18 protein-coding genes, 1 tRNA gene and 1 pseudogene are annotated in these 25,713 nt (G+C 44.6%); 12 read left to right on the plus strand and 8 right to left on the minus strand.

The window, feature by feature from the left end; all coding sequences use genetic code 11:
• The first annotated feature begins 24 nt into the window (after nucleotides 1-24).
• Nucleotides 25-2,742, plus strand: a complete 2,718-nt coding sequence (locus QUA33_RS05535; protein WP_333147121.1) for a DNA methyltransferase — start codon at nucleotides 25-27, stop codon at nucleotides 2,740-2,742.
• Between the two features lie 236 nt (nucleotides 2,743-2,978).
• Nucleotides 2,979-4,754 carry an ATP-binding protein gene (locus QUA33_RS05540; RefSeq protein WP_333147123.1) on the plus strand — a complete coding sequence of 592 codons (1,776 nt, stop codon included), beginning with the start codon at nucleotides 2,979-2,981 and terminating at the stop codon, nucleotides 4,752-4,754.
• Between the two features lie 374 nt (nucleotides 4,755-5,128).
• On the opposite strand, the gene QUA33_RS05545 is transcribed toward QUA33_RS05540, so the two are convergent.
• Nucleotides 5,129-5,213 (minus strand) — tRNA-Leu (locus QUA33_RS05545).
• A gap of 198 nt (nucleotides 5,214-5,411) precedes the next feature.
• Between QUA33_RS05545 and ndhL the strand changes: the two genes are divergently transcribed.
• The 6 genes from ndhL to QUA33_RS05575 all read left to right on the plus strand — a co-directional run bounded on the left by ndhL (nucleotide 5,412) and on the right by QUA33_RS05575 (nucleotide 11,680).
• Complete coding sequence (gene ndhL / locus QUA33_RS05550; protein WP_015179358.1) at nucleotides 5,412-5,627, plus strand: NAD(P)H-quinone oxidoreductase subunit L; 216 nt, start codon at nucleotides 5,412-5,414, stop codon at nucleotides 5,625-5,627.
• The gene (locus QUA33_RS05555; protein ID WP_333083757.1) at nucleotides 5,628-5,933 is read left to right on the plus strand and encodes a DUF3007 family protein; all 306 of its coding nucleotides are present in this window, start codon (nucleotides 5,628-5,630) and stop codon (nucleotides 5,931-5,933) included.
• A 135-nt stretch (nucleotides 5,934-6,068) separates the two neighbouring features.
• Entirely contained in the window at nucleotides 6,069-6,866 is a 798-nt protein-coding gene (gene trpA, locus QUA33_RS05560; protein ID WP_333147125.1) for a tryptophan synthase subunit alpha, read from the plus strand.
• 501 nt (nucleotides 6,867-7,367) lie between these two features.
• Entirely contained in the window at nucleotides 7,368-7,973 is a 606-nt protein-coding gene (locus tag QUA33_RS05565) for a DUF6658 family protein (RefSeq protein WP_333147127.1), read from the plus strand.
• An 833-nt stretch (nucleotides 7,974-8,806) separates the two neighbouring features.
• Nucleotides 8,807-9,016: a hypothetical protein gene (locus tag QUA33_RS05570; RefSeq protein ID WP_333147129.1), complete on the plus strand. Its 210-nt coding sequence runs from the start codon at nucleotides 8,807-8,809 to the stop codon at nucleotides 9,014-9,016.
• A 252-nt stretch (nucleotides 9,017-9,268) separates the two neighbouring features.
• Nucleotides 9,269-11,680: an ATP-binding protein gene (locus QUA33_RS05575; protein ID WP_333147174.1), complete on the plus strand. Its 2,412-nt coding sequence runs from the start codon at nucleotides 9,269-9,271 to the stop codon at nucleotides 11,678-11,680.
• 275 nt (nucleotides 11,681-11,955) lie between these two features.
• Here the strand turns inward: QUA33_RS05575 and QUA33_RS05580 are convergent, their stop codons facing one another.
• The 3 genes from QUA33_RS05580 to QUA33_RS05590 form a co-directional block, all read right to left on the minus strand.
• On the minus strand, nucleotides 11,956-13,290 hold the full coding sequence (locus tag QUA33_RS05580; protein ID WP_333147131.1) for a serine/threonine-protein kinase: 1,335 nt from the start codon (nucleotides 13,288-13,290) through the stop codon (nucleotides 11,956-11,958).
• Between the two features lie 154 nt (nucleotides 13,291-13,444).
• Nucleotides 13,445-14,440: a pentapeptide repeat-containing protein gene (locus tag QUA33_RS05585; RefSeq protein ID WP_333147133.1), complete on the minus strand. Its 996-nt coding sequence runs from the start codon at nucleotides 14,438-14,440 to the stop codon at nucleotides 13,445-13,447.
• A 183-nt stretch (nucleotides 14,441-14,623) separates the two neighbouring features.
• Nucleotides 14,624-16,315: a hypothetical protein gene (locus QUA33_RS05590; protein ID WP_333147135.1), complete on the minus strand. Its 1,692-nt coding sequence runs from the start codon at nucleotides 16,313-16,315 to the stop codon at nucleotides 14,624-14,626.
• A gap of 70 nt (nucleotides 16,316-16,385) precedes the next feature.
• Between QUA33_RS05590 and QUA33_RS05595 the strand changes: the two genes are divergently transcribed.
• Nucleotides 16,386-17,885 (plus strand): NAD(P)/FAD-dependent oxidoreductase, encoded by a 1,500-nt coding sequence (locus QUA33_RS05595; protein WP_333147137.1) that lies wholly within the window; start codon nucleotides 16,386-16,388, stop codon nucleotides 17,883-17,885.
• The gene (locus QUA33_RS05600) at nucleotides 17,837-17,998 is read left to right on the plus strand and encodes a hypothetical protein (RefSeq protein WP_333147140.1); all 162 of its coding nucleotides are present in this window, start codon (nucleotides 17,837-17,839) and stop codon (nucleotides 17,996-17,998) included. The genes QUA33_RS05595 and QUA33_RS05600 overlap by 49 nt, the downstream gene beginning before the upstream one ends.
• A gap of 382 nt (nucleotides 17,999-18,380) precedes the next feature.
• Here QUA33_RS05600 and QUA33_RS05605 read toward each other — a convergent pair whose 3' ends face one another.
• Nucleotides 18,381-19,391 carry a leucine-rich repeat domain-containing protein gene (locus QUA33_RS05605; protein ID WP_333147142.1) on the minus strand — a complete coding sequence of 337 codons (1,011 nt, stop codon included), beginning with the start codon at nucleotides 19,389-19,391 and terminating at the stop codon, nucleotides 18,381-18,383.
• A gap of 178 nt (nucleotides 19,392-19,569) precedes the next feature.
• Between QUA33_RS05605 and QUA33_RS05610 the strand changes: the two genes are divergently transcribed.
• Nucleotides 19,570-20,028: an ABA4-like family protein gene (locus QUA33_RS05610; RefSeq protein ID WP_333147145.1), complete on the plus strand. Its 459-nt coding sequence runs from the start codon at nucleotides 19,570-19,572 to the stop codon at nucleotides 20,026-20,028.
• A gap of 172 nt (nucleotides 20,029-20,200) precedes the next feature.
• Here QUA33_RS05610 and QUA33_RS05615 read toward each other — a convergent pair whose 3' ends face one another.
• A complete protein-coding gene (locus QUA33_RS05615; RefSeq protein ID WP_333147147.1) occupies nucleotides 20,201-23,122 on the minus strand; it encodes a GAF domain-containing protein in 2,922 nt (973 codons plus the stop codon).
• Nucleotides 23,123-23,353: 231 nt separating this feature from the next.
• Here QUA33_RS05615 and QUA33_RS05620 point away from each other — a divergent pair, with 231 nt between their 5' ends.
• Entirely contained in the window at nucleotides 23,354-24,514 is a 1,161-nt protein-coding gene (locus QUA33_RS05620) for a quinone-dependent dihydroorotate dehydrogenase (RefSeq protein WP_333147149.1), read from the plus strand.
• Between the two features lie 102 nt (nucleotides 24,515-24,616).
• On the opposite strand, the pseudogene QUA33_RS05625 reads toward QUA33_RS05620, so the two are convergent.
• Both QUA33_RS05625 and QUA33_RS05630 read right to left on the minus strand, forming a co-directional pair.
• Nucleotides 24,617-24,865: pseudogene (locus tag QUA33_RS05625) on the minus strand (hypothetical protein); the annotation flags it as partial.
• Nucleotides 24,829-25,182, minus strand: a complete 354-nt coding sequence (locus QUA33_RS05630) for a hypothetical protein (RefSeq protein ID WP_333147151.1) — start codon at nucleotides 25,180-25,182, stop codon at nucleotides 24,829-24,831. The gene QUA33_RS05630 and the pseudogene QUA33_RS05625, both read right to left, overlap by 37 nt.
• Nucleotides 25,183-25,713: the final 531 nt, after the last annotated feature.

Here is a 25,713-nt window from a genome sequence, read left to right on the forward strand (position 1 = left end):
ATATGCGTTTTAAATAATCCTCCCATGCCAGCAACCCCTGAAAGCCTCCAAAAATTTGTTACCTACTGCCAAGAACACATTACAGGCGATGAAAAAGGACAAGCACAGGTATTTTTAGACCGCTTCTTTCGGGCTTTCGGCCACGATGGGGCATTAGAAGCAGGCGCAACCTATGAGGAACGCATAGAGAAAAGCAGCAAAAAAGGTCAAATGGGATTTGCTGATTTGGTGTGGAAAAAGCACGTTTTGATTGAAATGAAAAAGCGCGGTGAAGACTTGACTAAAAGAGAACACCGCACCCAAACAGAACGCTATTATATTCGCCTCAAAAAAGACGATCGCCCGCGCTACGTGATGATGTGCAATTTTGACGAGTTTCACATTTACGATTTCGACCTTCAGCCGGATCAGCCTGTAGACATTATATCCCTAAAGCAATTGCCCGCGCGATCGCCCGCTTTTGCCTTCATGGAATCTACCAGCCGCCGCCCCATATTCAAAAACAACCAAGTCGAGATTACCGAAAAAGCTGCTAGCAGAATGGGGATGCTGCTGGAGATGCTAATCGATCGCGGCAAAGAGCGCAAATTTGCTAAATTTAATCAGTTTCAGGCACAGCGATTTGTGTTGCAGTGCGTCTTAGCAATGTTTGCCGAAGATAGGGGACTTTTGCCGCCGGCACTCTTTACTCGCTGCGTCAAAGATTGCCTAGAAGGAGCAAGTTCTTACGATGTCTTGGGCGGCTTATTTCAAGCAATGAATCAGCAGGGAGTCACGCCCGCAGGACGTTATGAAGGAGTCGAGTATTTCAACGGCGGATTATTTTCGGAAATACACCCCATTGAACTGCAACAGGGAGAGTTGAAAATATTAGAAGTTTGTGCCGAACAAAACTGGAGTCAGGTACGCCCTTCTATTTTTGGAAATATCTTTGAATCGGCTTTGAAAACAGATAAAAAACAGCGCCGCGCTTACGGGATTCACTTTACTACAGAGGGAGACATTCGCCGCATTGTTCTGCCCACAATTAGCTATTACTGGGAAGAGCGAATTAACGCTGCAAATACTGTAGCCAAACTGCAAAATCTGCACCAAGAATTAGGTCGCTATCGGGTCCTAGATCCGGCTTGCGGTTCGGGTAATTTTCTGTATGTAGCTTATCAGGAACTCAAGCAAGTTGAAAAGTTACTTTTAGATAAGCTAAACGAGTTCGACGGTACAAGAGGTTATATGAATTTAGTCACGCCGCAGCAATTTTACGGCATGGATATTAACTCGTTTGCGGTGGAGTTGGCGCGGGTGACGTTGATGATTGGCCGCAAGGTGGCGATCGATAATTTGGGATTGAAAGAACCTTCTCTGCCTTTAGATACTTTGGATAAAAATATTGTCTGTAAGGATGCTTTATTTACTGATTGGGTGAAGGCTGACGCGATTATCGGGAATCCTCCGTTTTTAGGCGGAAAGCACATGAGGATTGCCCTGGGAGATGAATATATTGACCGCGTGTTTAAACGCTTTCCTGATGTGAAAGATTCGGTTGATTTTTGTGCTTATTGGTTTCGCATAGCTCACAATAATTTAGAACTAAATGGCAGGGCAGGTTTAGTTGCTACTAATTCAATTAGTCAAGGTAAAAGTCGTGCTGCTGCTTTAGATTATGTGGCGCAAAATGGCGGTCACATTTATGCAGCCGTTTCTACTCAGCCTTGGTCGGGGGAAGCTAAGGTTCATGTTAGTTTGATTAACTGGAGCAAGGAAAAGCCGAAAGTTTATTATTTAGATAATCTCGTGGTTTCCAGTATCAACTCTTCGCTACAAGCTACGATTGATGTTTCTCAAGCTGCTAGGTTGTCAGCGAACTTAAATAAATGCTTTCAAGGTGTAATTCCTGTTGGCAAAGGATTCATTGTTACTCAGCAACAAGTTGAGGATTGGGTTAAAGCAAATGTCAAAAATCAAGAGGTGCTTAAACTTTATTCAAGCGGGGAAAGTTTATCACAGAATCCTAACGGTACACCGGAACGTTGGATTATTGACTTCAATGATATGAACATTGAAGAAGCGAGTGAATACGTGCTGCCTTTTGAATACGTAAAAGCTAATGTAAAGCCAGAACGGGATCAGAATCGGAGATTAGTAACTAAAGTTAATTGGTGGAGATATGGGGAAAAGCGACCTGCAATGAGAAAGGCGATCGCATCTTTGTCTTGCTGCTATTTTAATGCTTCGCAAGTTTCCAAGTGGTTTATTTTTATTCCTGTTGATTGTACCTGCCTCCCAGGAAACTCAACTACAGTTGTTGCTTCAGAAGACTTTTACATTCTGGGCATTCTTTCATCTAAAGTTCATCGTCTTTGGGTGAAAGCTCAAAGCTCTACCCTGAAAGGTGATACTCGCTACACCCACAATACCTGCTTTGAAACTTTCCCATTTCCCCAGACACCGACTCGTCAATCAGTAGAGCAAATTCGGGCAACGGCGGTCGAATTGCATCAATACCGCACTCAACAAATGTCAGCAAAGCAGTGGGGAATTACTCAACTTTACAATAAATTTTTTGAAGAGCCAACAAGTCAACTTTATAAACTTCATGCTAAGCTCGATCGCCAAGTAATGCAAGCTTACGGATTTACTGACAGCGACGATATTTTAGCAAAAGTGCTGGAATTAAACCTAGAACTGGCAGAAAAAGAAAAACGGGGAGAACCGGTAGTTGGGCCTTGTGTCCCAACTGACTAAAAATACTAATCGCTGTAACCCTAAGTTTTGTAAATTTGCGTATAATCACATAGATTGTTGATAGAGATCACAAACACTCTAGTCTAAAAACAGAGATACTAGAGGAAGAGTTAAGTTTTGAGTTAAAGATTTCCAAATTCAAAATTAAACAATCAAAACAGCTTTCCGCCTTCAGCATAAGTGCATTCTGCTTTTCTTCGCTCAATTACTCCTAATTTGTTTGGGAGGAACTTCCCATGTTATTATTTACCCACAGTCAGTCCAAAAATAGCAAACTAGAGCAAAAGCACTATGCTCAAAAACATTTGTTACAAACTTCAACTATTAATCTAACTGGGCTAAAGGCAGAATGCAACCATTTGCGGATCGGCCAAAAAATTAGCTATGGCTATGCTTTAGCTATCGGCATAGCGATTTTGGGAACTGGTGCGGGACTGAGATTGGGAGACTACTTTCGCAAGCAAGCTTTAGTTCAGGTGAATGTTGCTGGGCAGCAGCAGCAACTGCTGCAAAATTTGCAAAATACCGTATTTGAAGCCCGATCGCGCGCGGCGAGATTGCCAGTCGTTTTGGGAAACACTTTGGCGCTGAAATACGAACAAGATCGGTTTTTCGCGCAAATCCATCAGGCGAAAATCCTGATTTCAGAAATGGAATCTTTCGCACGAGAACATCCCGATAGACTAGCGACAGAAGAGGCAGCATTGCACGCTATATTGAAGAAATCTGCCCTCGTCATTGATTACTACGCTCAGCTAATTAAATTGCAGTTAAAAGAAGCGGAAGTTGGGAACTTGTCGCCCAACAGCATTGAGTCCGCACAGCTACAAATGTTGAGGACTAGCAGCGGCCAAGAGGCGATCGTACTAGATAACCTTGCTCAAAGTTTAACTGACCTAATTTCTACAGTAGAAATTTACAAACAGCAAGGAACCCAAGCATTAGAAGAAGCTGGAAGTTTGCGAAACCGAATTATTCTCGGAAGTATGCTAATTTCAGCACTCATCGCCGCCACACTGGCGGACAAAACCAGCCGCGCGATCGCCCAACCCCTCGAAACCGTTACTAATGTGGCTCAGCAAGTTGCTCGCGAATCGAATTTTAACCTGCAAGTACCTGTCACAACAGACGACGAAATCGGAGTTTTAGCCGCTTCTTTCAATCAATTGATTCAGCGAGTTAGCGAGTATACACAAGAACTCAAACAAACTCAATCCCTATTAATTCAGACCGAAAAAATGTCATCTCTCGGTCAAATGGTTGCAGGGATAGCCCACGAAATCAACAATCCCGTCAACTTCATCGGTGGCAACATTGACTATGCCAACCAATACATCGAAGATTTGGCAGGTTTGGTAACTCTCTATCAAGAATACTATCCAAACCCACCAGATGCCATTCTAGAACGCATCGAAGACATTGAACTCGAATTTCTCAGAGAAGATTTGCCAAAAACCCTCTCTTCGATGAAAATGGGAGCCGATCGCATTCGCGAAATTGTCGTATCCATGCGGAATTTTTCGCGATCGGACGACGGAAAAATGAAATTAGCCGACATTCACGAAGGAATTGATAGCACCCTCGTCATTCTCAACCATCGCCTCAAACAAGGTATTCAAGTTATTAAACAATACGGCAATTTGCCTGCGGTTGAGTGCTATCCCGCGCAACTGAATCAAGTATTTATGAATATTATTTGCAATGCAATAGATGCGCTGGAGGAAGTGAAAAAGGCAGACAAAGGCTATTCGCCAACCATTTGGATTAGCACGGAATTTACAGCCGACAATACTGTCACCGTCAAGATTCGGGATAACGGGCCCGGAATTGCCTCCGCCAGTGCCCAACAGATATTTGACCCATTTTTTACTACAAAGTCGATCGGCAAAGGTACTGGATTGGGATTGGCTATTTCCTATCAAATCCTTGCCAAGCATCAAGGCAAAATAGAGGTAAATTCTCAAATAGGACAGGGCACGGAATTTGTGATTACTTTGCCAGTTGCTGCGTAATATCACGCGGGGCGGGATGAAGATAAAAAATCGGTTCCCACCGTCGCAGAATTTCCCAACCCAGCCGATTTGCTCAACCAGTTGAAAGCCTGACGTAAAAAGTCCGGGGCGAAGTTGGCAGATATAGAGGCGGTTTGAGAAATACTAGAAAACCATTAGCCCGAAAATTGAGCGAAAAACACAACGATTGGTGACAATAAATCTGAAACCGTTGAATCATATTGTTTTCGGTTGCACCGGAATGATACCGAGGACAGGACACTGCCATGTCCTCTATATCATGTCGCTCGTCCAACCGGAAACGATATCAACAGTCAACAGTCAACAATCATTCCGGTGCAACCAGAATTGATATCACAAATGATTGAAATGGATGGGGGCGGAGGGACTTGAACCCACACGACCGTTTCGGGTCAACGGATTTTAAGTCCGTAGCGTCTACCATTCCGCCACGCCCCCCTTTGGTCAAGCTGCTGTGGTTTTGAGCCACTAAGAGCAACAGCCTTTTATTCTACAGCCAAAACCCCAATTTACGCAACCCCTAATCAAAAAATTCCCAAAAGTCGCGCTGGATCTCCCCAAGCGGTACAATAGTTAACCAGCTAACAGAGCGTGTCAATCGACTTACCCGTGTTATTATTCCCCTAAAGCAAATCTATGTATATTACCTTACTGCTTTACGCCGTCTTGGCAGGAACCTACCTCCTGGTAGTACCTGCGGCCACCTACGCTTACCTGAACAGCCGCTGGTATGTCGCTACCTCTTTTGAGCGCGGCTTCATGTACTTCTTGATGTTCTTCTTCTTCCCAGGTATGTTTCTCCTAGCTCCATTTTTGAATTTTCGGCCCAAACGGCGGCAGATAGAAGCCTAAATGCGACGTATTGACGTAATTGGAATCAGTGTCGGCTTTTTTGTAGCAGGTGGGTTTGTCTACTTGCTACTGCAATTTGCCGGACTCGACAGCATGAATGCAGGGATTTGGAGTCAGTTGTTTTTGGTCGCCGGCTTGATTGGCTGGCTGGTGACTTATTTATTTCGAGCGCTGACTCAAAATATGACCTACAGCCAGCAATTGCAAGACTACAAAGAAGCTGTCTTGCAGAAGCAACTGGATGAACTCACTCCGGAAGAATTAGCCAAACTTCAAGCCGAAATTGAGCAGGAAAAAGATAATTAGTTATTAGTTATTAGTTATTAGTTATTAGTTATTAGTTATTGGCTATGATAACCAACAAATAACAAATAACAAATAACAAATAACAAATAACAAATAACAACTGACCAATGCCCAATGCCCAATGCCCAATAACTAATGACTATTTCTAATTGTTTTGAAACGTTGCGAAAAAGCAACCAATGTGCATTGATTCCTTTTATTACTGCTGGCGACCCAGACTTGGAGACAACGGCTAAAGCACTGCAAATTTTGGATGATAACGGTGCAGATGCGATCGAGCTTGGCGTTCCCTATTCTGACCCGCTAGCTGACGGGCCGGTAATTCAAGCCGCTGCTACAAGGGCTCTACAGCGGGGAACGCGGTTAGATTCGGTGCTGGAAATGGTATCGAAAGTTAGTCCGAATTTGCGATCGCCCATCATTCTCTTCACCTACTACAACCCGATTTTGTACCGAGGTATAGAAACCTTTTTGCAGCAAATCAAAAGTGCCGGAGTTCAGGGATTGGTTGTCCCAGACTTGCCCTTAGAAGAAGCGGACAGTCTCATCCAACCTGCCAAGAAATTAGGGATTGAACTAACATTATTAGTTGCTCCGACAAGCCCCAAAAGTCGTATAGAGGCGATCGCCCGTCAGTCTCAAGGATTTATTTACTTAGTCAGCGTGACGGGGGTTACGGGAGTACGCGAAGGCTTAGAAACGAGAGCAAAAGAGTTGCTGCAAGAACTCCGCGCCGTCACCGACAAACCCATTGGCGTCGGGTTTGGTATATCGCAACCCGAACACGCTCGCCAAGTGAAAGAATGGGGTGCAGATGCTGCGATTGTTGGCAGTGCTTTTGTCAAACGCTTGGCAGAAGGTACTCCAGAACAGGGTTTAGAGGCGATCGGCGAATTCTGCAAGAGTCTAAAAACAGCGATTCAAAATGCTTAGCCACTGTAGAAATACTTTCAGCCATTAGACAGATGTGTGCGATCGGCACGTGCCGCCACAATTGCGATTAAAGACCTTGTTGTACTTGAGATCATACACCACCTTCCTTCTAGTTCCTGACTAGAAGGTTTTTTTTGAGCCGAACACGCAAAACATTTCAACATAGTGCGAGCATGGATAACCAAACAGCTATGTAGGGAAAGGACTTTGCCTTGTCCGGCGCGGGGTGTCCCGACTTTGAATAATTTATATAAGATGGAAGATTGTCCATTGCTTTATCCTTTGCCCTTTGTTCTTCTTCCTTCTTCATTCTTCCTTCTTTATTCTTCCTTCTTCCTTCTTCGTTCTGCTATAACTTAAGGAATGTAACTTGGGATAGATGAAAAGCTACGGTTTCTATTCGTATACTAAAAAAAGTGTTTAAGTGCCTAATTTGGTAAGGCTAGACATCTACAAAGCCACAAGGCATTTGAGCATCTCACAATAGAAAGGAGCATTTTTATGAACAGACTAACTGCATTTGTGAAAAAAATTCGAGCTGTACAAATCTTAACAGTGTTTCTGGCAGGCATTTTAGTATTAGTGAGTACCGCCTGCAGCCGTTCTGATATGATCGCAGGAAAAACAGCCGATCAAGTTAGAGAAGAAGTACCAAGCGGGGCTGTAACTTCCCAATACAAAGGCGGCATGAACGATTACAGCGATGTCGATCCTAGAAACAAAAAGATGACAACAACAGAAGCAAAAGCTCAGCTTCTCAAAGAGCAAGCGCAGCAACGCATTGACACTAAATCTAGCAACAATGTAGGCGAAAATGTACGGCGGGTAGCGGATGACGCGCCTGACAAACTCGACCAAGTTGGCCAAAAGGTGAAGGACGATGCTCGCACAGCCCAGCGCAAAGCTGATGACTTTGGCGACAAAACCAAACAAGGCTTTGCTAATCTTAAAGAAAACACTCGCGAAGGCTTGAAGGGAGCAAAAGATATTGTTAAAGAAGCCACGCAGGGAGCAAAAGAAAGAGCAGCAGAGGGTACAGAGTCTCTGAGATATGGTACCAGCGGCGGCCAAGAAAATATCAATGATGCAGCACGAGATGCAAGATAAAACGCTCAAGATGCCTCAGACAATATTTGCTAGACAGTGAATCTAGATATTGACTGAACTCAACGAACGGCAGAAAGAGCGACAGACGACTAATCTCAAATAACGCTGTTTCCTTTTGTGGAAGCTACATTCCGACACGGGTTTTAACCCCTGTCGGAATGTAGGTAAAGTCAATCGATTTTAGATTTTAGATTTTAGATTTTAGCTTTGACCCCACGGAGAAATTCGGGGGGAAAGTTTCATCGGATACAGGTTTTTTATTTCTGGGTCCTGAGTCTGCGAAGGAATGAATCCGGGGGCTTGCATCCTTGATACTTTCGGTCATGTGAATACTACTGCCTATTAATATTTGATTGGGTTTTAACCCCTGGGAGGGTTATTAGGCCGGAAGTAGAGTGGAGGAGGGTTTCACCACAATGCAACGGCCCTGTCCTTTTCTAGCGGGGACTGGAATGCCACTTTTTTCACGACAGATTCTTTATAATTTCTATACATTATATTTAGATTTTTTAAGATAATAACTTTTTGACCGGCTTCGCGGAAACTTGGGCTATCGAGCTATATTAAATTTAATTAATTAGCACGTGTATTTTTTAAGACATAATACGGCAGTGTTTTTACGGGATTTCGCATTCATTTAATCGCATTTGAGATTAACAACAGAAACTTATACGTAAGTAAAAAGCTTTAATCGCGATCGACAAAGTATAAAATGTTGTTGTTTAACAGATAATGGGATTTTTTGATCTACATCTCGAAAATTATGCTGTTTATGCCCTAAGATATATAGACTAAGTTTTGTCAAGTTAATGTCTGGGTTGAGGTCAGCCGATATGGACACAATAATAAATGCAGTGGATTTGAATACGGTAATACCGGGCTATCGCGCGATCGCTCAATCGTACACAGATTCTCGATCGGCTATCGATAGGTTCATGCGCGACAAAGACCGACAACCTGCCGCGGAAATTCTCAAACCTGCGCTATTGTGGCGGAGGATTTGCGGGAGGCGGTTCTGCCACAATCCCAAAAAGTTGCATTAGCGACCGTTAATTGCATCGGTAAAAATAGTCCTCAACCGAACAGACATTCTCGACGAACTCGAACGCAGACCGATTATTTACAAATACCTTAAACCTTCCAATCTTTCAATTGATTTTACCTGTTACCTGCTAGATGGAGGTGTATAAGTTTTAGCAAAAAGAGGCCACGGATTCGGGATATATTCGAGCCGTAATCCGCAGCCTATCGACAGGCGAAATGGAGGCAAACCTTATTTTGGGAATAGTGTTTTGATGCTAGTAACGATGATGCACGACTTTTATGATGCACTGGCACATTTGGCAATCTATGCAGATGCCGCACCGGCGGAGCGCCAACAAATCTTGAAGCGCGTTGGGGCTAGTCAGAAAAAACTCAAAGAATTCGCGCACCATACCCCGATCAATTACCAACACAAGTTCGATCTGGTTGAGGCAGAATTGCTCGGTGTTTTGGGACAGACAGCAGAAGCCATGGAGCTTTACGATCGAGCTATTACCGGAGCTAAAGCTAACGAATATATCAATGAAGAAGCTCTTGCTTGCGAACTCGCTGCTAAGTTTTACCTGTCATTAGGAAGGGAAAAAATTGCCCGACTCTACATGATAGATGCCTATGATTGCTATGTCCGTTGGGGAGATAGATCCAAAATTGATGACTTAGAAAAACGTTATCCTCAATTATTAAAACCGATTTTAGAAACCGCAAAACTCCCTGAACATCCATTAGCAAATTTTTCAACACCTGCTGGGCAAAATCAATCGCTTCATCAATCCATTCATCCCTCCATTCATCCGTCTGTTTCGGCGAGCGTCTCAGATTTCGGAAATTTTTCAACAGTGCTCAAAGCTTGTCAAGCGCTCTCTAGTGAAAGAGAACTCGATCGACTAATTGCCAAACTGATGCAACTGGCTATGAAAAATACAGGAGCTAACAGAGGAGCGCTGATTTTGCCAAACGGCAATCAATGGGAAATCGCGGCTACCAGCACGCTCGACAATTCGGGAGTCGAGTGGGCGATCGACTTATCATCGGCAACACTCAATGAAAATAGCGATATCTTGCCCCTCAAAATTGTTGACTGCGTTAAAAATTTATTGAAACCTGTGATTGTTCGGGATCTCGCTCAACAACGTGATTGGGATTCCGACTCCTACATCCTCAAATACCAACCTCAGAGCCTGTTGTGTTGGCCGATTCTCGATAGAGGAAACTTAGTTGGCATTTTGTATCTGGAAAATCGCTTAACCGCAAAAGTTTTTACCCGCGATCGCCTCCAACTTCTCAATCTCCTGTGTTCCCAGGCAGCCATCTGTTTGCAAAATGCTCTGCTATATAAAAAATATCAGGATTACAACCAACAATTAGAGCGATCGCTAGTACAAATTAGCCGAACCGAAGCTCAGCTTGCCGATCAGAAAAAAATGCTCCAAGCAATTCTTGATGTCGCTCCGATTTGGATTTGGATGGTTAATCCCAGTGGTAAAGTACAGTTTTTGAACAAAACCTTTTCTCAAAATGTGGGCGTGCCTGTGAGCGCTTTCCTAGCTGTCGATCATTACAAAGATATACTGGGAGAGGATGCAGCGGGGTGTCTGCTTTCAGATGCCGCCTGCCTTGCCCAAGATTTGCCGCATTACTCCAGCGAATCTCTCAGATTTGTTGACGGTAAACTACACTATTTAGAAGTCACGAAAGTGCAGCTAAAAAATTGCCAAGGTGAGACGATCGGGATTATTGGTTTGGGTGTTGATGCCACCGATCGCAAGCGAGCAGCGGAACTTTTGCAAGAGCAAAACCAACAGCTAGAACAAACTTTAAAAGATTTACAGCAAGCGCAACTGCAACTCGTGCAAAACGAAAAAATGTCGGCTTTGGGCAATTTAGTCGCCGGAGTCGCCCACGAAATCAACAATCCGATAGGGTTTATTTCTGGGAATTTGAGCGAAGGTAAAAGAAGTTTAGAAGATGTTATAGAACACTTAGAATTGTATCGCTCCGCTGCATCGCAATCGGAAATAGCAGACCACGCCGAAGAGATAGACCTCGATTATCTTTTGGAAGATTTACCGAAGATGATTGATTCAATGCAACTGGGCTGCGAGCGCATTTGCAGCATCAGCAACAGTTTGCGTACCTTCTCCCGAGGCGACAAAGACTACAAAGTTCCTTTTAATATTCACGAAGGCATTGATAGCGCTGTTTTAATTTTGAAACATCGCCTGAAAGCAAACGAACACCGCCCGCAGATCGAAGTAATAACTAAATACGGCAATCTCCCTAAAATCGAATGTTTTCCGGGTCAATTAAATCAAGTTTTCATGAACCTGCTCGCCAATGCGATTGATGCCTTAGAAGAGTCAAATTTAGGACGCAGTTTTAGTGAAGTTGTCGCAAATCCAAACCGCATCACGATTGGCACTGATGTACTGGGCGAAGGACACATTAAAATTAAAATTGCTGATAACGGTATCGGGATGAAAGAGGAAGTGAAACAGCAGATATTCGACCATTTGTTCACGACGAAAGGTGTCGGCAAAGGAACTGGATTGGGGTTGGCAATTGTCCATCAGATTGCGGTAGAAAAACATGGCGGAAGCATCGAGGTGGATGCGGAGCCTGGAGTGGGGACTGAGTTTGCGATCGTTTTGCCTGTGAAGGGATAAATTTTAATTAAAATTAAATGTTTTTTGGGCGATCGCGTAATAAGATATACTGACTTTGATTGGGGTCTTTTTTTGAAAGCGTTGGCATAACTCTTTTAAAGTAGAATCATTTTTTTGATCGAGCAGTCAGGTTTACAAGCTGTTGCTACTGTACTTAATGAACCTGGAATATGCTGTATTTTAGACCCCCTATAGGTGAGTGCGTGACCGATTTTTAGTTGCGAGATGTCTATTATACAAAAAAATTAATCACCAAGGCTTCGCCCTATAAAAATTTATCTTAAATTTAACCAATCTTGAATTTCTTGCGCTAACCAAGCCGCCTCAACCTCTGTCACATTTGTTGCTAAAGTATAAAAGTAAGTTCCCCTCTCGTTACCTGAACGAATCCTGATTTGATTTCCCTCAGCCAGGGTATATATAAAAGTACCCAAAATTTCCGAAATTTCCCCAGTTTGTTGTAAATAACTCCAACCAAATATCTGATGTTCCAGTTTAAAGTAGTTCCGATTAAATGTAATTTTATTACCCTTGCCCAAAATCTTACCTAAGAAACTTGCTAGAATCGTAAACAATCCTAATCCAATAGGTAAATTTACTGTTAGAGAAAATACTAAAATTATTGGCCCCGTTAGCAGTAAAAATAATATTCCTCCAACAGCAACTGAAAAAGGCTTTCTGACTAAACTAGAGGGAATTTTAATGTTTAACTCCATCGCTGATTTGCTAACTTGAATGCGACAGTGACGCGGTTTAGCAATTTTCCAAACAGTCGGAATTTGAAGATTAGCCCCTTGTATTTTTCCCGATTTCAAAGCTGCTAAAGCCTCTCTAGCATTACTGAAACGCTTTTCTAACGCGATTTCCGTCATCTTCTCAATCCAGCTTACTAAAGTGGGATTCACACTCACGCGATCGCTAAACTGAATCCGAGAATCTTTCTGTGGCAAATCCGCAGGAGTCATCCCCGTTAACAAATGAATTAAAGTAGCTCCCAAAGCATACAAATCCGAAGCCGCCACCGCCCGCCCCCAAAACTGTTCTAAGGGTGCATAGCCACTCGTTCCTACCACTGTAAACGTTACACCTGTCACCGCCGCTTGAGCTTGTACCGCACCAAAATCTACTAGATAAACGTGCCGATCTTCCCCCAAAATTAAATTACTCGGCTTAATATCTCGGTGCAAAACTGGGGGGCTTAATTCATGCAAATAAATTAAAATTTCCAGCACTTCAGTGGCAATTTTTCGTACTTGTTTTTCTGAAAATCTCTGGCCTTTTTCTAACAATTCCTGAAGTGAAAATCCCGGAATATAATCTTGCACTAATCCAAACCAAGGCAATCCTGCTCCGGCTTCCCGCTCTAGGGAAAAATAATCTCGATAGCAAGGAATGCGGGGATGATTCAGCGCCTGCAAAACTTGTGCTTCTCTTTCAAAAAGCTTGAGTTCTTCCCAGTGCATTTCCGGGCTAAAAGCTAACATTTTCAGCGTCACCTGTTCTTGAGACTCTAAATCCACTGCTAGCCAAGTTTGATGACCGGCCGCTGTGCGTCCTAAACGCTGTTGCAATTGATAACGTTCTTGTAAAATTTTTCCTGTATCTAACACAGCATTGCCCTCCTGTTGTGAATGCTACAAAATGGCCTTAACTATTAAATTAATGACTGCTCTCCTACCCAGCTCATTTTTACTCATAATTGTTAAATCACAGGGGCGGAGATTAACTCTTTTAGTGACAGCCTTAAATTCCTACTAGAAGTAATTACCCGTGCATTTCTCCATTCGGCATAATTGTACCGCGCCACTGAGCACCTGATAAATTAGCAGTGCTCAAATCTGCTCTAATCAAAGTTGTGCGGTGCAAAATTGCCTCCCGCAAATCTGTTCTAGCCAGGTAAGCATCAGTCATATCAGCTTCACTCAAATTTGCCTGATTAAAATTAGCTCGACTCAAATCAGCTCGCACCAAATTAGCTCGACTTAAGTCAGCCATGATTAAATTAGCATTGCTCAACTTAACATCAGTCATAAATGCACCGCGCAAATTAGCGCCAGCCAATTCAGCATCAAGTAACACAGCTCTTTCCAACTTAGCATTGGCCATTACAGCCCAGGAAAAATTTGTTTCTACCAAAGTTGCTTCAGTCAAAAATACGCCATCTAAAATAGCTTCGCTCAAATTTGCCTGACTCAGATTTGCTTCTCCCAGAAATGCTTCAGTCAAATTAGCGTGACTCAGATTAGCTTTAGTCAAATCTGCACCTTGCAAATTGACGCCCCGCAAATCTGCACCTTGCAAATTTGTACCCCGCAAATTTGCACCCTCAAAAAGCCGCAGCTCCTTCCGCAAATTTGCACCCCGCAAGCACGCACCGCGCAAATCTGCACCTTGCAAATTCACACCTCGCATATCTGCATCGCTCAAATTTGCATCAATAAAAACTGCCAAAGATATGTTGGCTTTGCGAAAGTCTGCACCTTGCAAAGTCGCTCCGTGGAAGTCTGCATCGGACAAATTTGCTCCGCTCAAGTTGGCTTGATTTAAGTTAGCACCGCACAGCTTTGCCTTAGTTAAATTTGCGCGCTGAAGGTTAATTCGGCTTAGATATGACATCGCTAGGTTTGCACCGCAGAGGTCAGCACTGCTTAAATTGACGCCAATTAAATCGGCACCGCTCAGGTATACGCCTCGGAGATTCATACCTTGAAAATCTAGTTCTCCTGATGTATATCGCCTTAAAATTTCGCTGGCATTCATATTTGTTTTTGTTGTTAATTAGGTACAATCTGCTATTTCTAGACTGCTTAAATTTCTGTTCGCGCAGGCGGACTTAGTTTTTGTAGCCCCAGACTTCAGTCTGAGAAATTTGATGAAATTTCTTGAATTTCAGTTGACGCAGGCCGACTTAGTTGGTGTAGCCTCAGACTTGAGTCGGGGCATTTAATGAGTTTGATTGACAAATTCTTGAGTCCAAAAAACTGTTTTGCTACCTAACTGTCGCCCGTGAATTTTCACATGAGTAAGATATTTGGATTTTAAAGTACACAGTTTTTTGTTAATGTAGGTAGCTGTCGCCTGTTGGTTTGGTAGTTCAGCAGACTCCAGAATTATATGGAGCCAACCATCTTTAAATCCCGCTGTAGCAACAATTCCTTTAGGCTGTAGCAATTGATTGATCAATTGGGCGATCGCCTTTGGTTTGCCTTGCTTTGCCATTTCCAGAAGCTGATACTGATTTGCTTTATGGCTAGAGTTTTCCTGCGGTATTTCTGAAATGTCGTAGCTCAGGTTTTCTGGGATTTCCGAAGGATATTTACCGCTTTCTTTTGACTCCAATTCGCTCAAAATTTCCAGCAATTTATCGGTAAACTTCTGAACTTTCCCTACATACTCTCTGAGATTTTTATATTTCCAGTATAAACGCTCCTCTGCACTTCCCGTAGAAAATTTTCCGTTCAAAGCAGCTTCTAACTGGGTGAATATATTTTCTATTTGCACCGTTGCAGAGTTAGCACTTTGACTGACTAATTCTGTCATTTCTTCTTCCAATCCCAACTTGCGTTTGATGGAATCGCTAATATTTATAATAACAGGAGCCGCCGGTTCTAAAATTTCGATAATAGTCGGCATTTCTGCAACTGGGAACGTTTCTACCATTTCCTGTCTGAAATCAGTAGCATAATTATGGCTGGTTTCGGGTTCTTTAAACTGTACATTTTCTGCAGTGTCCGGCACTAAGTAACTCTTTTGGGGGTCATAATGATAGTGAGGTGGAGCAGCTTGAAGGATGTGAGTAATCTCGCCTGGATCAAAATAATCGCTGCGCCTGTCCACCAGCTCGCTCTCTTCATAAACACTGTTGTTTAAATGTGTCTGATCGTAATCTTCACTAACCGAAGATTCGGCTTCATAGGATTCTTCCTGTTGCATTTTTGCGTAACAAGGATTCATCGCTTTGATGATTACGCTTGCAGCTTGGTCGTTTTCATCTCTGTTGTCGAGATTGCTAGCAGTTGTGTACAATCGAGATTCCAGTTCGGCTAGGCTGCCACAGACATTAAACAGTTGTCGCAGTAGATTGTCAAGTTCTTGAGTTTTCAGCAGTAGCCAATCGCGATCGCTAAAAGTAAACTCGTGATAAAGAGTAGAAAAAATTAGGATTTTCGCCCTCAGCGGATTTGTTTGCTGCAAAATTTTTTGTCGGACATCAAATAATTTGCCGGGGTTTCTTGCTCTTTCTTCGCTGCTGGGTACTTCCGAACTAAAGTGCTCTTCAAATGCTGGAGCTTCCTGACCGCCAAAACTAGATATGTTTATTTCTAATTTGGTGAAATCTTCAAATTCATACAGTCTGCTAAGTTGACAGACTATGAGGTCTGCTACTAAAGCATACTCGGTTTTTTTATTAACCTTAGAGACTATATTATTTAAAACTGCTTCAATATCTTCTAACCTGCTGTATTTGGCGCACAGCTCTTCAATTAAAAGCCTTACATCGGCGCTGGCGAGTTGGGCCGGATCGTTTTCCCAGGACTCTTTACAAGCAAAAAATATTATTTTTTTAATGCGCGAGAGATTCACGTCTTGTTCTAATTCGCGAACAACTTCATCTAAAATAGATAAAGCTTTCATAGTTTTCCTCCCATAAAAATACCCTGTCAACACTCAGCAAGAAATAATACAATTATACCACATTTGATAAATGCAAGACTTTGATGCGATCGTCATTGGCAGCGGTATTGGGGGCTTAGTCGCCGGCTCGATGCTAGCTCGCTACGGCAAGCGGGTGCTCGTCTGCGAGAGCCACATCATAGCGGGCGGGGCAGCTCACAGCTTTTCGCGCCGGGGATTTCACTTTGATTCGGGGCCTTCTTTTTATTGCGGTTTGACTGACCCCCGGTCGTTTAATCCTTTGCGGCAAGTTTTTGATGTTTTGGAGGAATCGATCGCAGCAATTTCCTACGATCCACTGGGGCATTACCATTTTCCAGAGGGAAGTTTGCCGATTTATGCTAATGCGAGAAGTTACTTAGATGCTGTAGCTAAGTTCGCACCGCAAGGTGCTGTAGAATTACAGCAATTTCAAAAAAACTTATTAGTTTTGTATGAAGCTTTGCGTGGAATTCCGGCTTTAGCGCTGAGATCCGACTGGCAGTTGATACCTGTTTTGCTGTCTCGGTACTCGCCTGCTTTGCTGAAGCTGTTGCCGCTAGTAGGTGCGATCGCGGGTTCAGCAGGTTCCTTGATGGATCGGGACGTGCGCGATCCTTGGGTGCGGCGTTTGATCGATTTGGAGTGCTTTTTGCTGTCGGGTTTGAAAGCGCACGGAACTGTCGCGCCGGAAATAGCTTTTATGATTGGCGAACGATCGCGCTGTGCGATCGAATATCCTGTAGGTGGCAGCGGTGCGATCGTCGATGCTTTAGTCAGAGGTTTGCAGCGCTGGGGAGGAAAATTGCGCCTGGGATCTGCCGTCGAGCAAATATTAGTTGAATCCGGCAAAACCACCGGCGTTCGCTTGAAAAATGGCGAAATTATCCGCGCCCCAATTGTCATTTCAAATGCCACAATCTGGGATACTTATACAAAATTACTGCGACCTGAAGATTTGCCGACAACCTACCGAAAAAGCGCTTTGTCAATGCCAGCAGTAGACAGTTTTATGCACCTGCATTTAGGAATTAAAGCCGAAGGACTCGAAGGTTTAACCGGCCACCACGTCGTCGTTCACGACAGCAAGATTGACATTACAGTACCCGGAAATACTTGCATGATTTCGATTCCTACAGTATGGGATGCAACTCTCGCGCCGCCCGGACATCACGCCGTTCACGCTTATACATTGGAACCTTACGAAGGTTGGGAATATGGCGAATTGTATCCCCAGAAAAAGCAAGAGCGATCGCAATCTCTGTTTCAAGCTTTAGAAAAAATTATACCGGATTTGCGATCGCGAATAGTCTTAGAGTCGATCGGCACACCGCTAACCCATGCCCGATTTTTGCGCCGATATCAAGGAACTTACGGGCCTGCAATTGCCGCCGGAAAAGGCACATTTCCGGGGCCGCAAACACCAGTCAAAGGCTTGTATCGGGTGGGAGACAGTACCATGCCGGGAATTGGCGTCCCCGCCGTCGCAGCATCGGGTATTTTGTGCGCGAATACTTTGGTAAATTCGGATGTTACAGCACAATTTTTGTAAGTGAAGGAAGTTCGGCAACGGATGTAACGGATGTAACGGATGTAACGGATGTAACGGATGTAACGGATGTAACGGATGTCAGGGAGAAGCAAGTTCGGCAACGGATTATGTAACGGATGTAACGGATGTCAGGGAGAAGGAAAAAGGAAGAAGGAAAATTAACTGGTTTCCTGCCTCTGGCTGGGAACCGAGATCCAGAGGCTCTGCCTCGCTGGCAAAAAAACAGGAGGCTGAGCAAGAGTGAAATGCGTTCCCAGGCTCTTCCTGGGAACGATTAAAACGAGGAAAAAACTACTTTTTACAAAATCTGCCTGCTGCCAAAACTGATTATCCACCAGCGGCAAAAGCGCCCATAATTGCGATCGACAAAGCCAAACCTGGCAACAGCAGCAATCCTAACATTAAAGCATCGTGTCCGCTCATCACTTTCTCCTGATATTGACCTTTGCCATTATACTCTATAAACTGCCATCTTGCCTCTGTCTTAATAATTAATTAAAACCGACATATAGATTCAGGATTGACAGGGCAAATTTTATTAACAATGGGATTCCCGCGCAAGTCCAGGGTAGTTAACTTTTGCAAAGATTGCAGGGAACTGATATCAGAGATTTGATTGTTGTACAAGTCTAGTAAAAATAAATTATTTAAAGCTTGCAGCGCGCTGGTATCCGAAATCGGGTTGTTGAACAGATAAAGTTCAGTCAAATTAGTTAACGATTTCAGCGGACTGATGTCGGATATTTGATTGTTACCGAGGTTGAGTTCAATTAAATTAGTGAGCGATGTCAAAGGAGTAATATCTGATATTTTATTTTGGAATAAAACCAATTTATTTAAGTTAGTTAGAGCTTTCAACGGAGTTAGGTCAAATATTTCATTTCCGAACAGAAACAGCGTAGTGAGATTTTTCAAAGAAGTAAGCGGGGTGATATCCGATATTTTATTATTGTAAAGGTAGAGTGTCTGGAGTTCAGTTAAATTTGCCAGAGGAGCGATATCGGAAATTTGATTGTTGTAGAGAATCAGCGCATTTAAGTTAGTTAAGTTTTTCACCGGAGTGATGTCGGAAATTTTGTTGTCAAACAAGACAAGTGCGGTAAGATTAGTTAAATCTGCTAGGGGACGGATATCTGAGATTTGATTGGTATCGAGAACGAGTTGGGTCAGATTTATTAGAGATGAAAGCGGGCTGATATCTGATATTTGATTAACATCCACAATCAAAGTTTTCAGATTGATTAAAGATTGCAGGGGAGCAAGGTCAGATATTCGATTGCTGCCGAGAATAAGATTAGTAAGTTTAGTGAAAGAAGAGAGGGGACTGATATCGGTAATTTGAAGATTTTTGAGGTTAAGTTCTGTTGTATTAGAAAGCAGTTCGTTGGCTCGATCGCACTCGGTAGTGTCTGATATTTGCAACAGTATTTCTACCGTATGTTTGGCGTCGGGCGAGAGATTCTCTTTTTGCTTGCACCAATCGGAAAAGTTATTATAAGTTGTCATGGGCTGTGCTGGCTTAATCGATTTTAGATGCGAGATTTGAAATTTTAGATAAGTATAGCAATTCTATTTCATTTGTGAATGACATTTTTTTCGGCTTTTGAGAAATTTCAGCAAAAATTGTGTAAAGTAATCTTAACGTCCTTAATTGAATTGCCTTCGCAGGAGCCAAGAGCCAACTATGACACCCGAACTAATTTTTAATGCCGGTAATCTGTTCGTTGTGCCTTTCTGGGCAATTATGATTTTATTACCCAACTGGGGAATTACCAGAAAAGTGATGAATTCCTTTATTCCGTTTGCAGTCCTAGCCGTTTTGTACATATATTTGTTTGGTAGCAGTCTGACTGCGGAAAATGCGGCTGCTTTGTCGAATCCTAAGTTAGCAGATATTGCTAAGTTTCTGGGGGAAGAAACGGCGGCGGCTACGGGATGGATACATTTTTTAGTGATGGACTTGTTTGTCGGGCGCTGGATTTATTTGGAAGGGCAGCGGACAGGAGTTTGGACGGTTCATTCTTTGGCTTTGTGTTTTTTTGCTGGGCCGATGGGATTGCTTTCTCATATTGTAACTGCTTGGATTACTCAAAGGTTTTTCCCGAATTCTGAGGCGGCGGAAACGGTTAGTCCATCGGTTTAGGCAGAGGGTTTTTAATACCTTGGGTGTTATAGCAATCCTTGCAGGATGCGTAAATTTTTGACCCCACCCCAACCCTCCCCTTATCAAGGGGAGGGGGTAAGCAATTCACAAATGATTTAGGATGGCTATAGTATGTGAATTGCAGATAGGGTGAACTCGCCCGTACAGAATTTTAAGAATGGGCTAGGGGCAACACTAAACGAGCCACAATTAAATTGTTTTCTAACATTTCTAGAGAAAAGTTTCCCCCCATTAAGCGTACTGCTCGCTGACAAATTAAAAGATTTTGCACGATCGACCTATTGGAACTAGAAACCGCTAATATATCGGGTTCGGAACTGCCGTTGAAGGCAGCAATTAAGTGTCGATCGCACGCGCCGCTATCGATCACAGACAATTCTAACAAATCTTCCCCCAACAACTCAGAGCGAATCTCAATCTTGGCGCCAGCAGCAGAGCGCCTGCAAGCCGCCGCCAGCAATTCGCACAGGATCAAATCCAGCTTGATGCTGTCGGCGCGAACGCTCAAAGTCTGGCCCGCAGGCATAGACACAGCAGTTTCTCTGTGCACTTCCAGCAAGACTTTCGACTGTTTGACCAGGGAGGCCGTTCGATCGAGCGATCGCCTCAGCCAAGCGCTCACAGGCACCGCATCTTGTGCGAATTGCAGCCGCCAATGTTCCTGTTTCAGCAGCAAATGAGTTGACCCCAAAGCATTGCCAATTTGCCGCAAAACCTGTTGGTAGCGCAAAGTTTTCAGAGCATCCTTTTGTTCCTTCACTGACTGGAAAATCGACTGACTCAACTCCCCCAACTCCTTCACCCCCGCTCCCACAGTGCGGTAAAACTCCTCAAAACGGCGCTGTTTGTACCAGTTGAGCAACTCCAGATCCAATCGCTGCGACTCGCTTGCCGATTGCACCGCCAAATACCTGCGCCACCAAGCCAACTGAGACGCCATCGAGCTGAGTAAACTCACCGACAACTCCGACCACTGGCGGCCCGGAGCGTCCGCAGCCACCACAATGCCCGCCGGAGCGTGTTCTGGGGCAGTCCGCAGCGCCACCGTCAGAATCTCGCCAATTCCCGGACTGCGGAGCCACCGCTTCGTCGCCAGCGGCAGTTGGCTCGTGTTCTGTTGCAGCACCCCCGCTGCTGCCAGGGTTTGTTGGATCAAAGCGTCTGTTTTGACAGGAATCACCGCCTCGGGATTGAGGGCAAATACCGGATTGGCAGCTACCGTCGCCACGATGGAACCTTCCTCCTGACCCGGATTCCAAGTAATTACGGCGACTAAAGGACAGGAAATGGTCTGGGAAACGTGTTGAGCAAAGTTACGATCGAGCTTTTGTAGCGGCAACTCTGGGAACATCGTCGGCGAAGCAGCAGATATCTCTTGCTCAGATTGCTCATCAGGAGAATGGTGCAAAACCGCCAAACCCGATTTGAGCGAGCGCTCAAATTGCTGATATTTGTCGATTGCCGAACTCTGCTGCCACGAGTGCAGGATCAATCCGAGTTGTTGGCCCACTAGCCGAACTAATTCTTGCTCAGATCGCCTCCAAGTGCGAGTTGCATTGTGTCCGACAACCAGCAAACCCTCGATCGATTTTCGATTGGCGATTTTCGATTTTAGATTCGGGTTTTCTCCCTCTTTCTTTTTCCCCCTCGTGGTCGATGCCAAAAGCGATCGCACCCCCGCTTCCCCCAACACATCCCGCCAAGCGCCCAACCGCCGGTCTTCCTCCCAATTTTCAATAGCCACAGGTTCGCTTTCTTGCAACAGCCCCACGTCAGCCACATCGAGGGCGTTGAGCGGCGACGGCACTGACCTGCGGTTGCGGGGCAGATTTTGGCAGACAATTTCAAAGCGATTTTGTTCTTCCCCGTACAGCAGCAGCAAAAAGTATTCGCATTTGAGCCGCTCGCACAACTGTTCGGCGGTATTTTTCAAAGTCGCCTCCCAGTCAGCATCGCTGTAGATGGCGCGAGCTATTCCTGCAGTTAAATCTCGATCGATCGAGATTTGCTGAATTTTCTCCTCCATCTCCGACACCGGAGCCGTCAGAGCCACTAACTGCGCCACTCCCCGCAGGTAATGTTTTTCATTGTCTTGCCAAATCCGGGGTTCGCCGGCTTCAACTGCCAAAAATCCCAACAATTCCCCTTCTGAAACAATCGGCGCAGCCAACAGAGAGCGAGCGCGGATTTGCTGCATCAACCGCCCCGTCAGCTCAGTTTTCAGAGAACTTTGAGATTCACCGATCCAAACCATTTCTTCCCTGCCCAAAGCTTGATAAAATTCGCCCAAGTCTTGAACGGTGATGCCCGAAGCCGCTCGGCCCGGCCCGCCCAAACCCGGAGTAACTTCGCGGTTGCTGACTCGGCGCCAAAAATAGCGCCGCTCTCGCTCGAACCAATAAACATTGGTGCGCGTCGGCTCGATAAATTCATGAGTTTGTTCGACAACCGCTTGCAAGTATTGGTCGAGCGATCGCAGTTCCCCCAACTGCGAAATCAACGCTAAAAGAGACTCATCTGGGTGTTTAACTTGTTGTCGCTGCCAGTCTTTTTCTATTTGGTAAAGAGCAGTTGCCAGCGCTCCAAATACGATCGCCAACTGCGTTTTTTCCCCCGACTTTGGCGACGCTCCCCACACCTCAGTGCCGAGCAAAATCACGCCGTAGCAGCGGTCTTTGTAGCGCAGCGGAAACAGAGTCGTGCCTTGAATATTGAAAGTTTGAGCTGCTTTGCGCCATTCTCCGGCTCTGTTTTCCGATCGCAAATCCGGAACTCCCACCGGCCGGAGCTGAATCACCACTTGTTCCAGCAAATCCCCCGGACTGAGAGCAAACCGCTGTTTGAGAAAAGACAGGTCGCCGTTAGGAGTTATGCCACCTTTTCCGAACAATCTGTGAGCCTGTCGATCGTACAACCCGATCCAAATCAAACGCCAGTCAAATTCCGTTTGCAAGTAACCGAGTGTGGTCGAAAGTAGCACTTCAACATTCTCCTCTTCTCGGAGAGTCTGGAGAACGCGCTCTAGGGTCGCGATTTGTTCGTCTAAATCCTTTGGTCTTTGCTGCTGCCCCATTTCCAAGCTTCCCCGCACCTTTGTCTAATTTAAAATTACTAACTTAAAAATTCAAAAAATTAAAATGCAAAAGAATCAACTTATAATATAATCGTCTCACTTATGCTTCAATCTCAAACAATGGATAAAGTCGATCGAAGTTGAAGTAAAAACTTCGCCTTCGCTGCCTGCTCCTGAATATTTTTATTTCCCTTCTCATTTCTAATTTGTAAATTGCCCCAGTACAAATCATTGGATATTTATCAATCAAGTGTACGCCCGCTGTTGTTTTCCGTATTGAAAACCGATGCCGAGTGGCTGCACAACCGCACTCTCCAAGTTCTCGAACTCGCAGCCAGAACCCAGTCAAACCCCGCAACCCGCCAAATGCTCTGGCGATTGCAGAAATCTTTGGGAGTCCAAGATTCTCGCCTCGAACAATCTTTGTGGGGACTGAGCTTTAACAATCCTGTCGGCTTAGCCGCCGGATTTGATAAAAACGGCGTTGCTGCTGACATTTGGGCAAATTTTGGCTTTGGCTTTGCCGAACTTGGCACTGTCACTTGTCAACCACAGCCGGGAAACCCCCAACCTCGCTTGTTTCGCTTGACTCAGGACAGTGCAGCCCTCAACCGCATGGGATTTAACAATCAAGGAGCCGCGGCAATGGCCGCCCGGTTTCAGGCAGCACAGAAACAGTCAAAATTCGATGCCCAGCGCCCCATGCCTCAGTCTCGGTTTCCCTTGGGCATCAATCTCGGTAAATCTAAGGTAACACCGTTAGAGCAGGCAGCAGCCGACTATTTGGAGAGTTTTAAGCTGCTGAAAGATTGGGGCGACTATTTTGTAGTGAACGTTTCCTCTCCGAATACGCCTGGGTTGCGATCGCTCCAAGATGCTGCTGGGCTCAGCACAATTTTGGAAATTTTGCAACAAGAAAATCGGGGAACCAAGCCAATTTTAGTCAAGATTGCGCCGGATTTGGAGTCGGAGGCGATCGTATCAATCCTCGACTTAGCCAAAACCTACCAACTAGCAGGAATTATCGCCACAAATACCACCATCCGCCGCGACGGATTGAAAACACAAATATTGCGAGAAACAGGCAAACCAATCGCCGAAGAAGCCGGGGGAATTAGCGGGCTTCCTGTGCGGGAGCGATCGACACAAGTAATCCGATTTATCTGGCAATATACAAAAGGCGAATTGCCCATAATTGGAGTTGGCGGCATTTTCACCGCCGAAGATGCTTGGGAAAAAATAGCCGCCGGTGCGAGTTTAATTCAAGTCTACACCGGTTGGGTTTACGAAGGGCCTTGGATGGTGAGGCGGATTCTACAAGGGTTGTTGCAAAAGTTAGAAGAAAAAGGATTTAATTCAATTTCCCAGGCAGTTGGTTCGGGCAATCAATAGACATACGAGTAAAAAGCAAGTCTGGGGCAAGCAGGATGTCTGCCCCACAAGAATTGTTGAAAAAGTATAATAAATTATTGCAGAAGGATTTACGCACAGACTCTAACGAGTTATTAACTCTCTTATGTCACTTGAGGCAGAAGAAAAACAGAAATCAGGGTGAGACAGAAATATAAAAATTGAGGAAGTCAGCCTATAAACGATAGATTGAAGTTTAGCAAATCCTAAAGATAATTGAGGAATAGGAAAGACTGTAAGCCCCGGCTGAATTAAGTTCAATATGGTAAAAGGTTGAAGTATGATACGAAGATTGTTCAAAATATTCTTCCACCCCTTACCCCTCCACCTCCTTCAACCCGTCCTCTAGCAGCATCCGCACAATATCGACTTTCTTGCGCCCCGTCCTGGCTGCCAGCATCGACAGCTTGCGGTGAGCTCCCGACGGACATATCCACCGTAAACCTGACCGTTATTTCTTTGTCGGGTGCTTGGATTCGGTGAGTCAGACTGCTCTCTTGGGATGGAGCGGGGACTGGTTCTGCTGCTGATGCTTTCGGCTGCGGTGCTGTTAGCGCTGGCACTGCAGCTTCCAGTATTGGTGGTGTTTCCGTTATAAGTGATGCTGTAGGTGTTGTTCCTAGTGATACAACTTCTGTTGGTGCTTGCACACCTGTTTTTATGTGTGTTAGCTTATTACTTAGAAGAGCATATGTGTCAACGATTACCGTCCGTCGTTGTTTGAGGATGAGGAGTGGTTGAATGCTTCTGAGTCAGGGTCGGTGGTTGTCCCGGTTAAGTCATCAACTCCAGCAAAACGGAAAGCTTCAACAAAATGTACTTCTGAGGGTTTTCCAGTTCCAAGTTTTCGGACGTTAATAACAATTTTATCGACAATCGCTAAAAACCGAGTCTAGCCTAAATTGCGTCTGGTTTCAGTTAGTTTCGACAAGCTGACAATGCCAGCTCCTTTGCAACAGAGAGCTTTGGATTTACTGAAGGTTTCCCTAATATTGTAGTCATCTATTGAGGGAGGGCGTTAGCCAGATTGCCCGACTGATGGGGGTTTTGCTTGGATGCGATCGACCGCAGGGGGGAAGTTCCGATTAAAAAGTTGAGACTATCTCAACGAAAGCGACCGCTTTGCGAAAAGTTTCGTGCTTTGCATCACACCAGGAAGCAAAGCGAGCTCGCTTTCTATC

Source organism: Microcoleus sp. Pol14D4, from assembly GCF_036701245.1.
In the GTDB taxonomy this organism is placed as follows: Bacteria; Cyanobacteriota; Cyanobacteriia; order Cyanobacteriales; family Microcoleaceae; genus Microcoleus.

Bases quoted from the DNA above. Each gene is read 5' to 3' on its own strand.
- QUA33_RS05535 (WP_333147121.1), top strand. From the start codon at position 25: ATGCCAGCAACCCCTGAAAGCCTCCAAAAATTTGTTACCTACTGCCAA.
- QUA33_RS05540 (WP_333147123.1), top strand. From the start codon at position 2,979: ATGTTATTATTTACCCACAGTCAGTCCAAAAATAGCAAACTAGAGCAA.
- ndhL (WP_015179358.1), top strand. From the start codon at position 5,412: ATGTATATTACCTTACTGCTTTACGCCGTCTTGGCAGGAACCTACCTC.
- QUA33_RS05555 (WP_333083757.1), top strand. From the start codon at position 5,628: ATGCGACGTATTGACGTAATTGGAATCAGTGTCGGCTTTTTTGTAGCA.
- trpA (WP_333147125.1), top strand. From the start codon at position 6,069: ATGACTATTTCTAATTGTTTTGAAACGTTGCGAAAAAGCAACCAATGT.
- QUA33_RS05565 (WP_333147127.1), top strand. From the start codon at position 7,368: ATGAACAGACTAACTGCATTTGTGAAAAAAATTCGAGCTGTACAAATC.
- QUA33_RS05570 (WP_333147129.1), top strand. From the start codon at position 8,807: ATGGACACAATAATAAATGCAGTGGATTTGAATACGGTAATACCGGGC.
- QUA33_RS05575 (WP_333147174.1), top strand. From the start codon at position 9,269: ATGCTAGTAACGATGATGCACGACTTTTATGATGCACTGGCACATTTG.
- QUA33_RS05585 (WP_333147133.1), bottom strand. From the start codon at position 14,440: ATGAATGCCAGCGAAATTTTAAGGCGATATACATCAGGAGAACTAGAT.
- QUA33_RS05590 (WP_333147135.1), bottom strand. From the start codon at position 16,315: ATGAAAGCTTTATCTATTTTAGATGAAGTTGTTCGCGAATTAGAACAA.
- QUA33_RS05595 (WP_333147137.1), top strand. From the start codon at position 16,386: ATGCAAGACTTTGATGCGATCGTCATTGGCAGCGGTATTGGGGGCTTA.
- QUA33_RS05605 (WP_333147142.1), bottom strand. From the start codon at position 19,391: ATGACAACTTATAATAACTTTTCCGATTGGTGCAAGCAAAAAGAGAAT.
- QUA33_RS05610 (WP_333147145.1), top strand. From the start codon at position 19,570: ATGACACCCGAACTAATTTTTAATGCCGGTAATCTGTTCGTTGTGCCT.
- QUA33_RS05615 (WP_333147147.1), bottom strand. From the start codon at position 23,122: ATGGGGCAGCAGCAAAGACCAAAGGATTTAGACGAACAAATCGCGACC.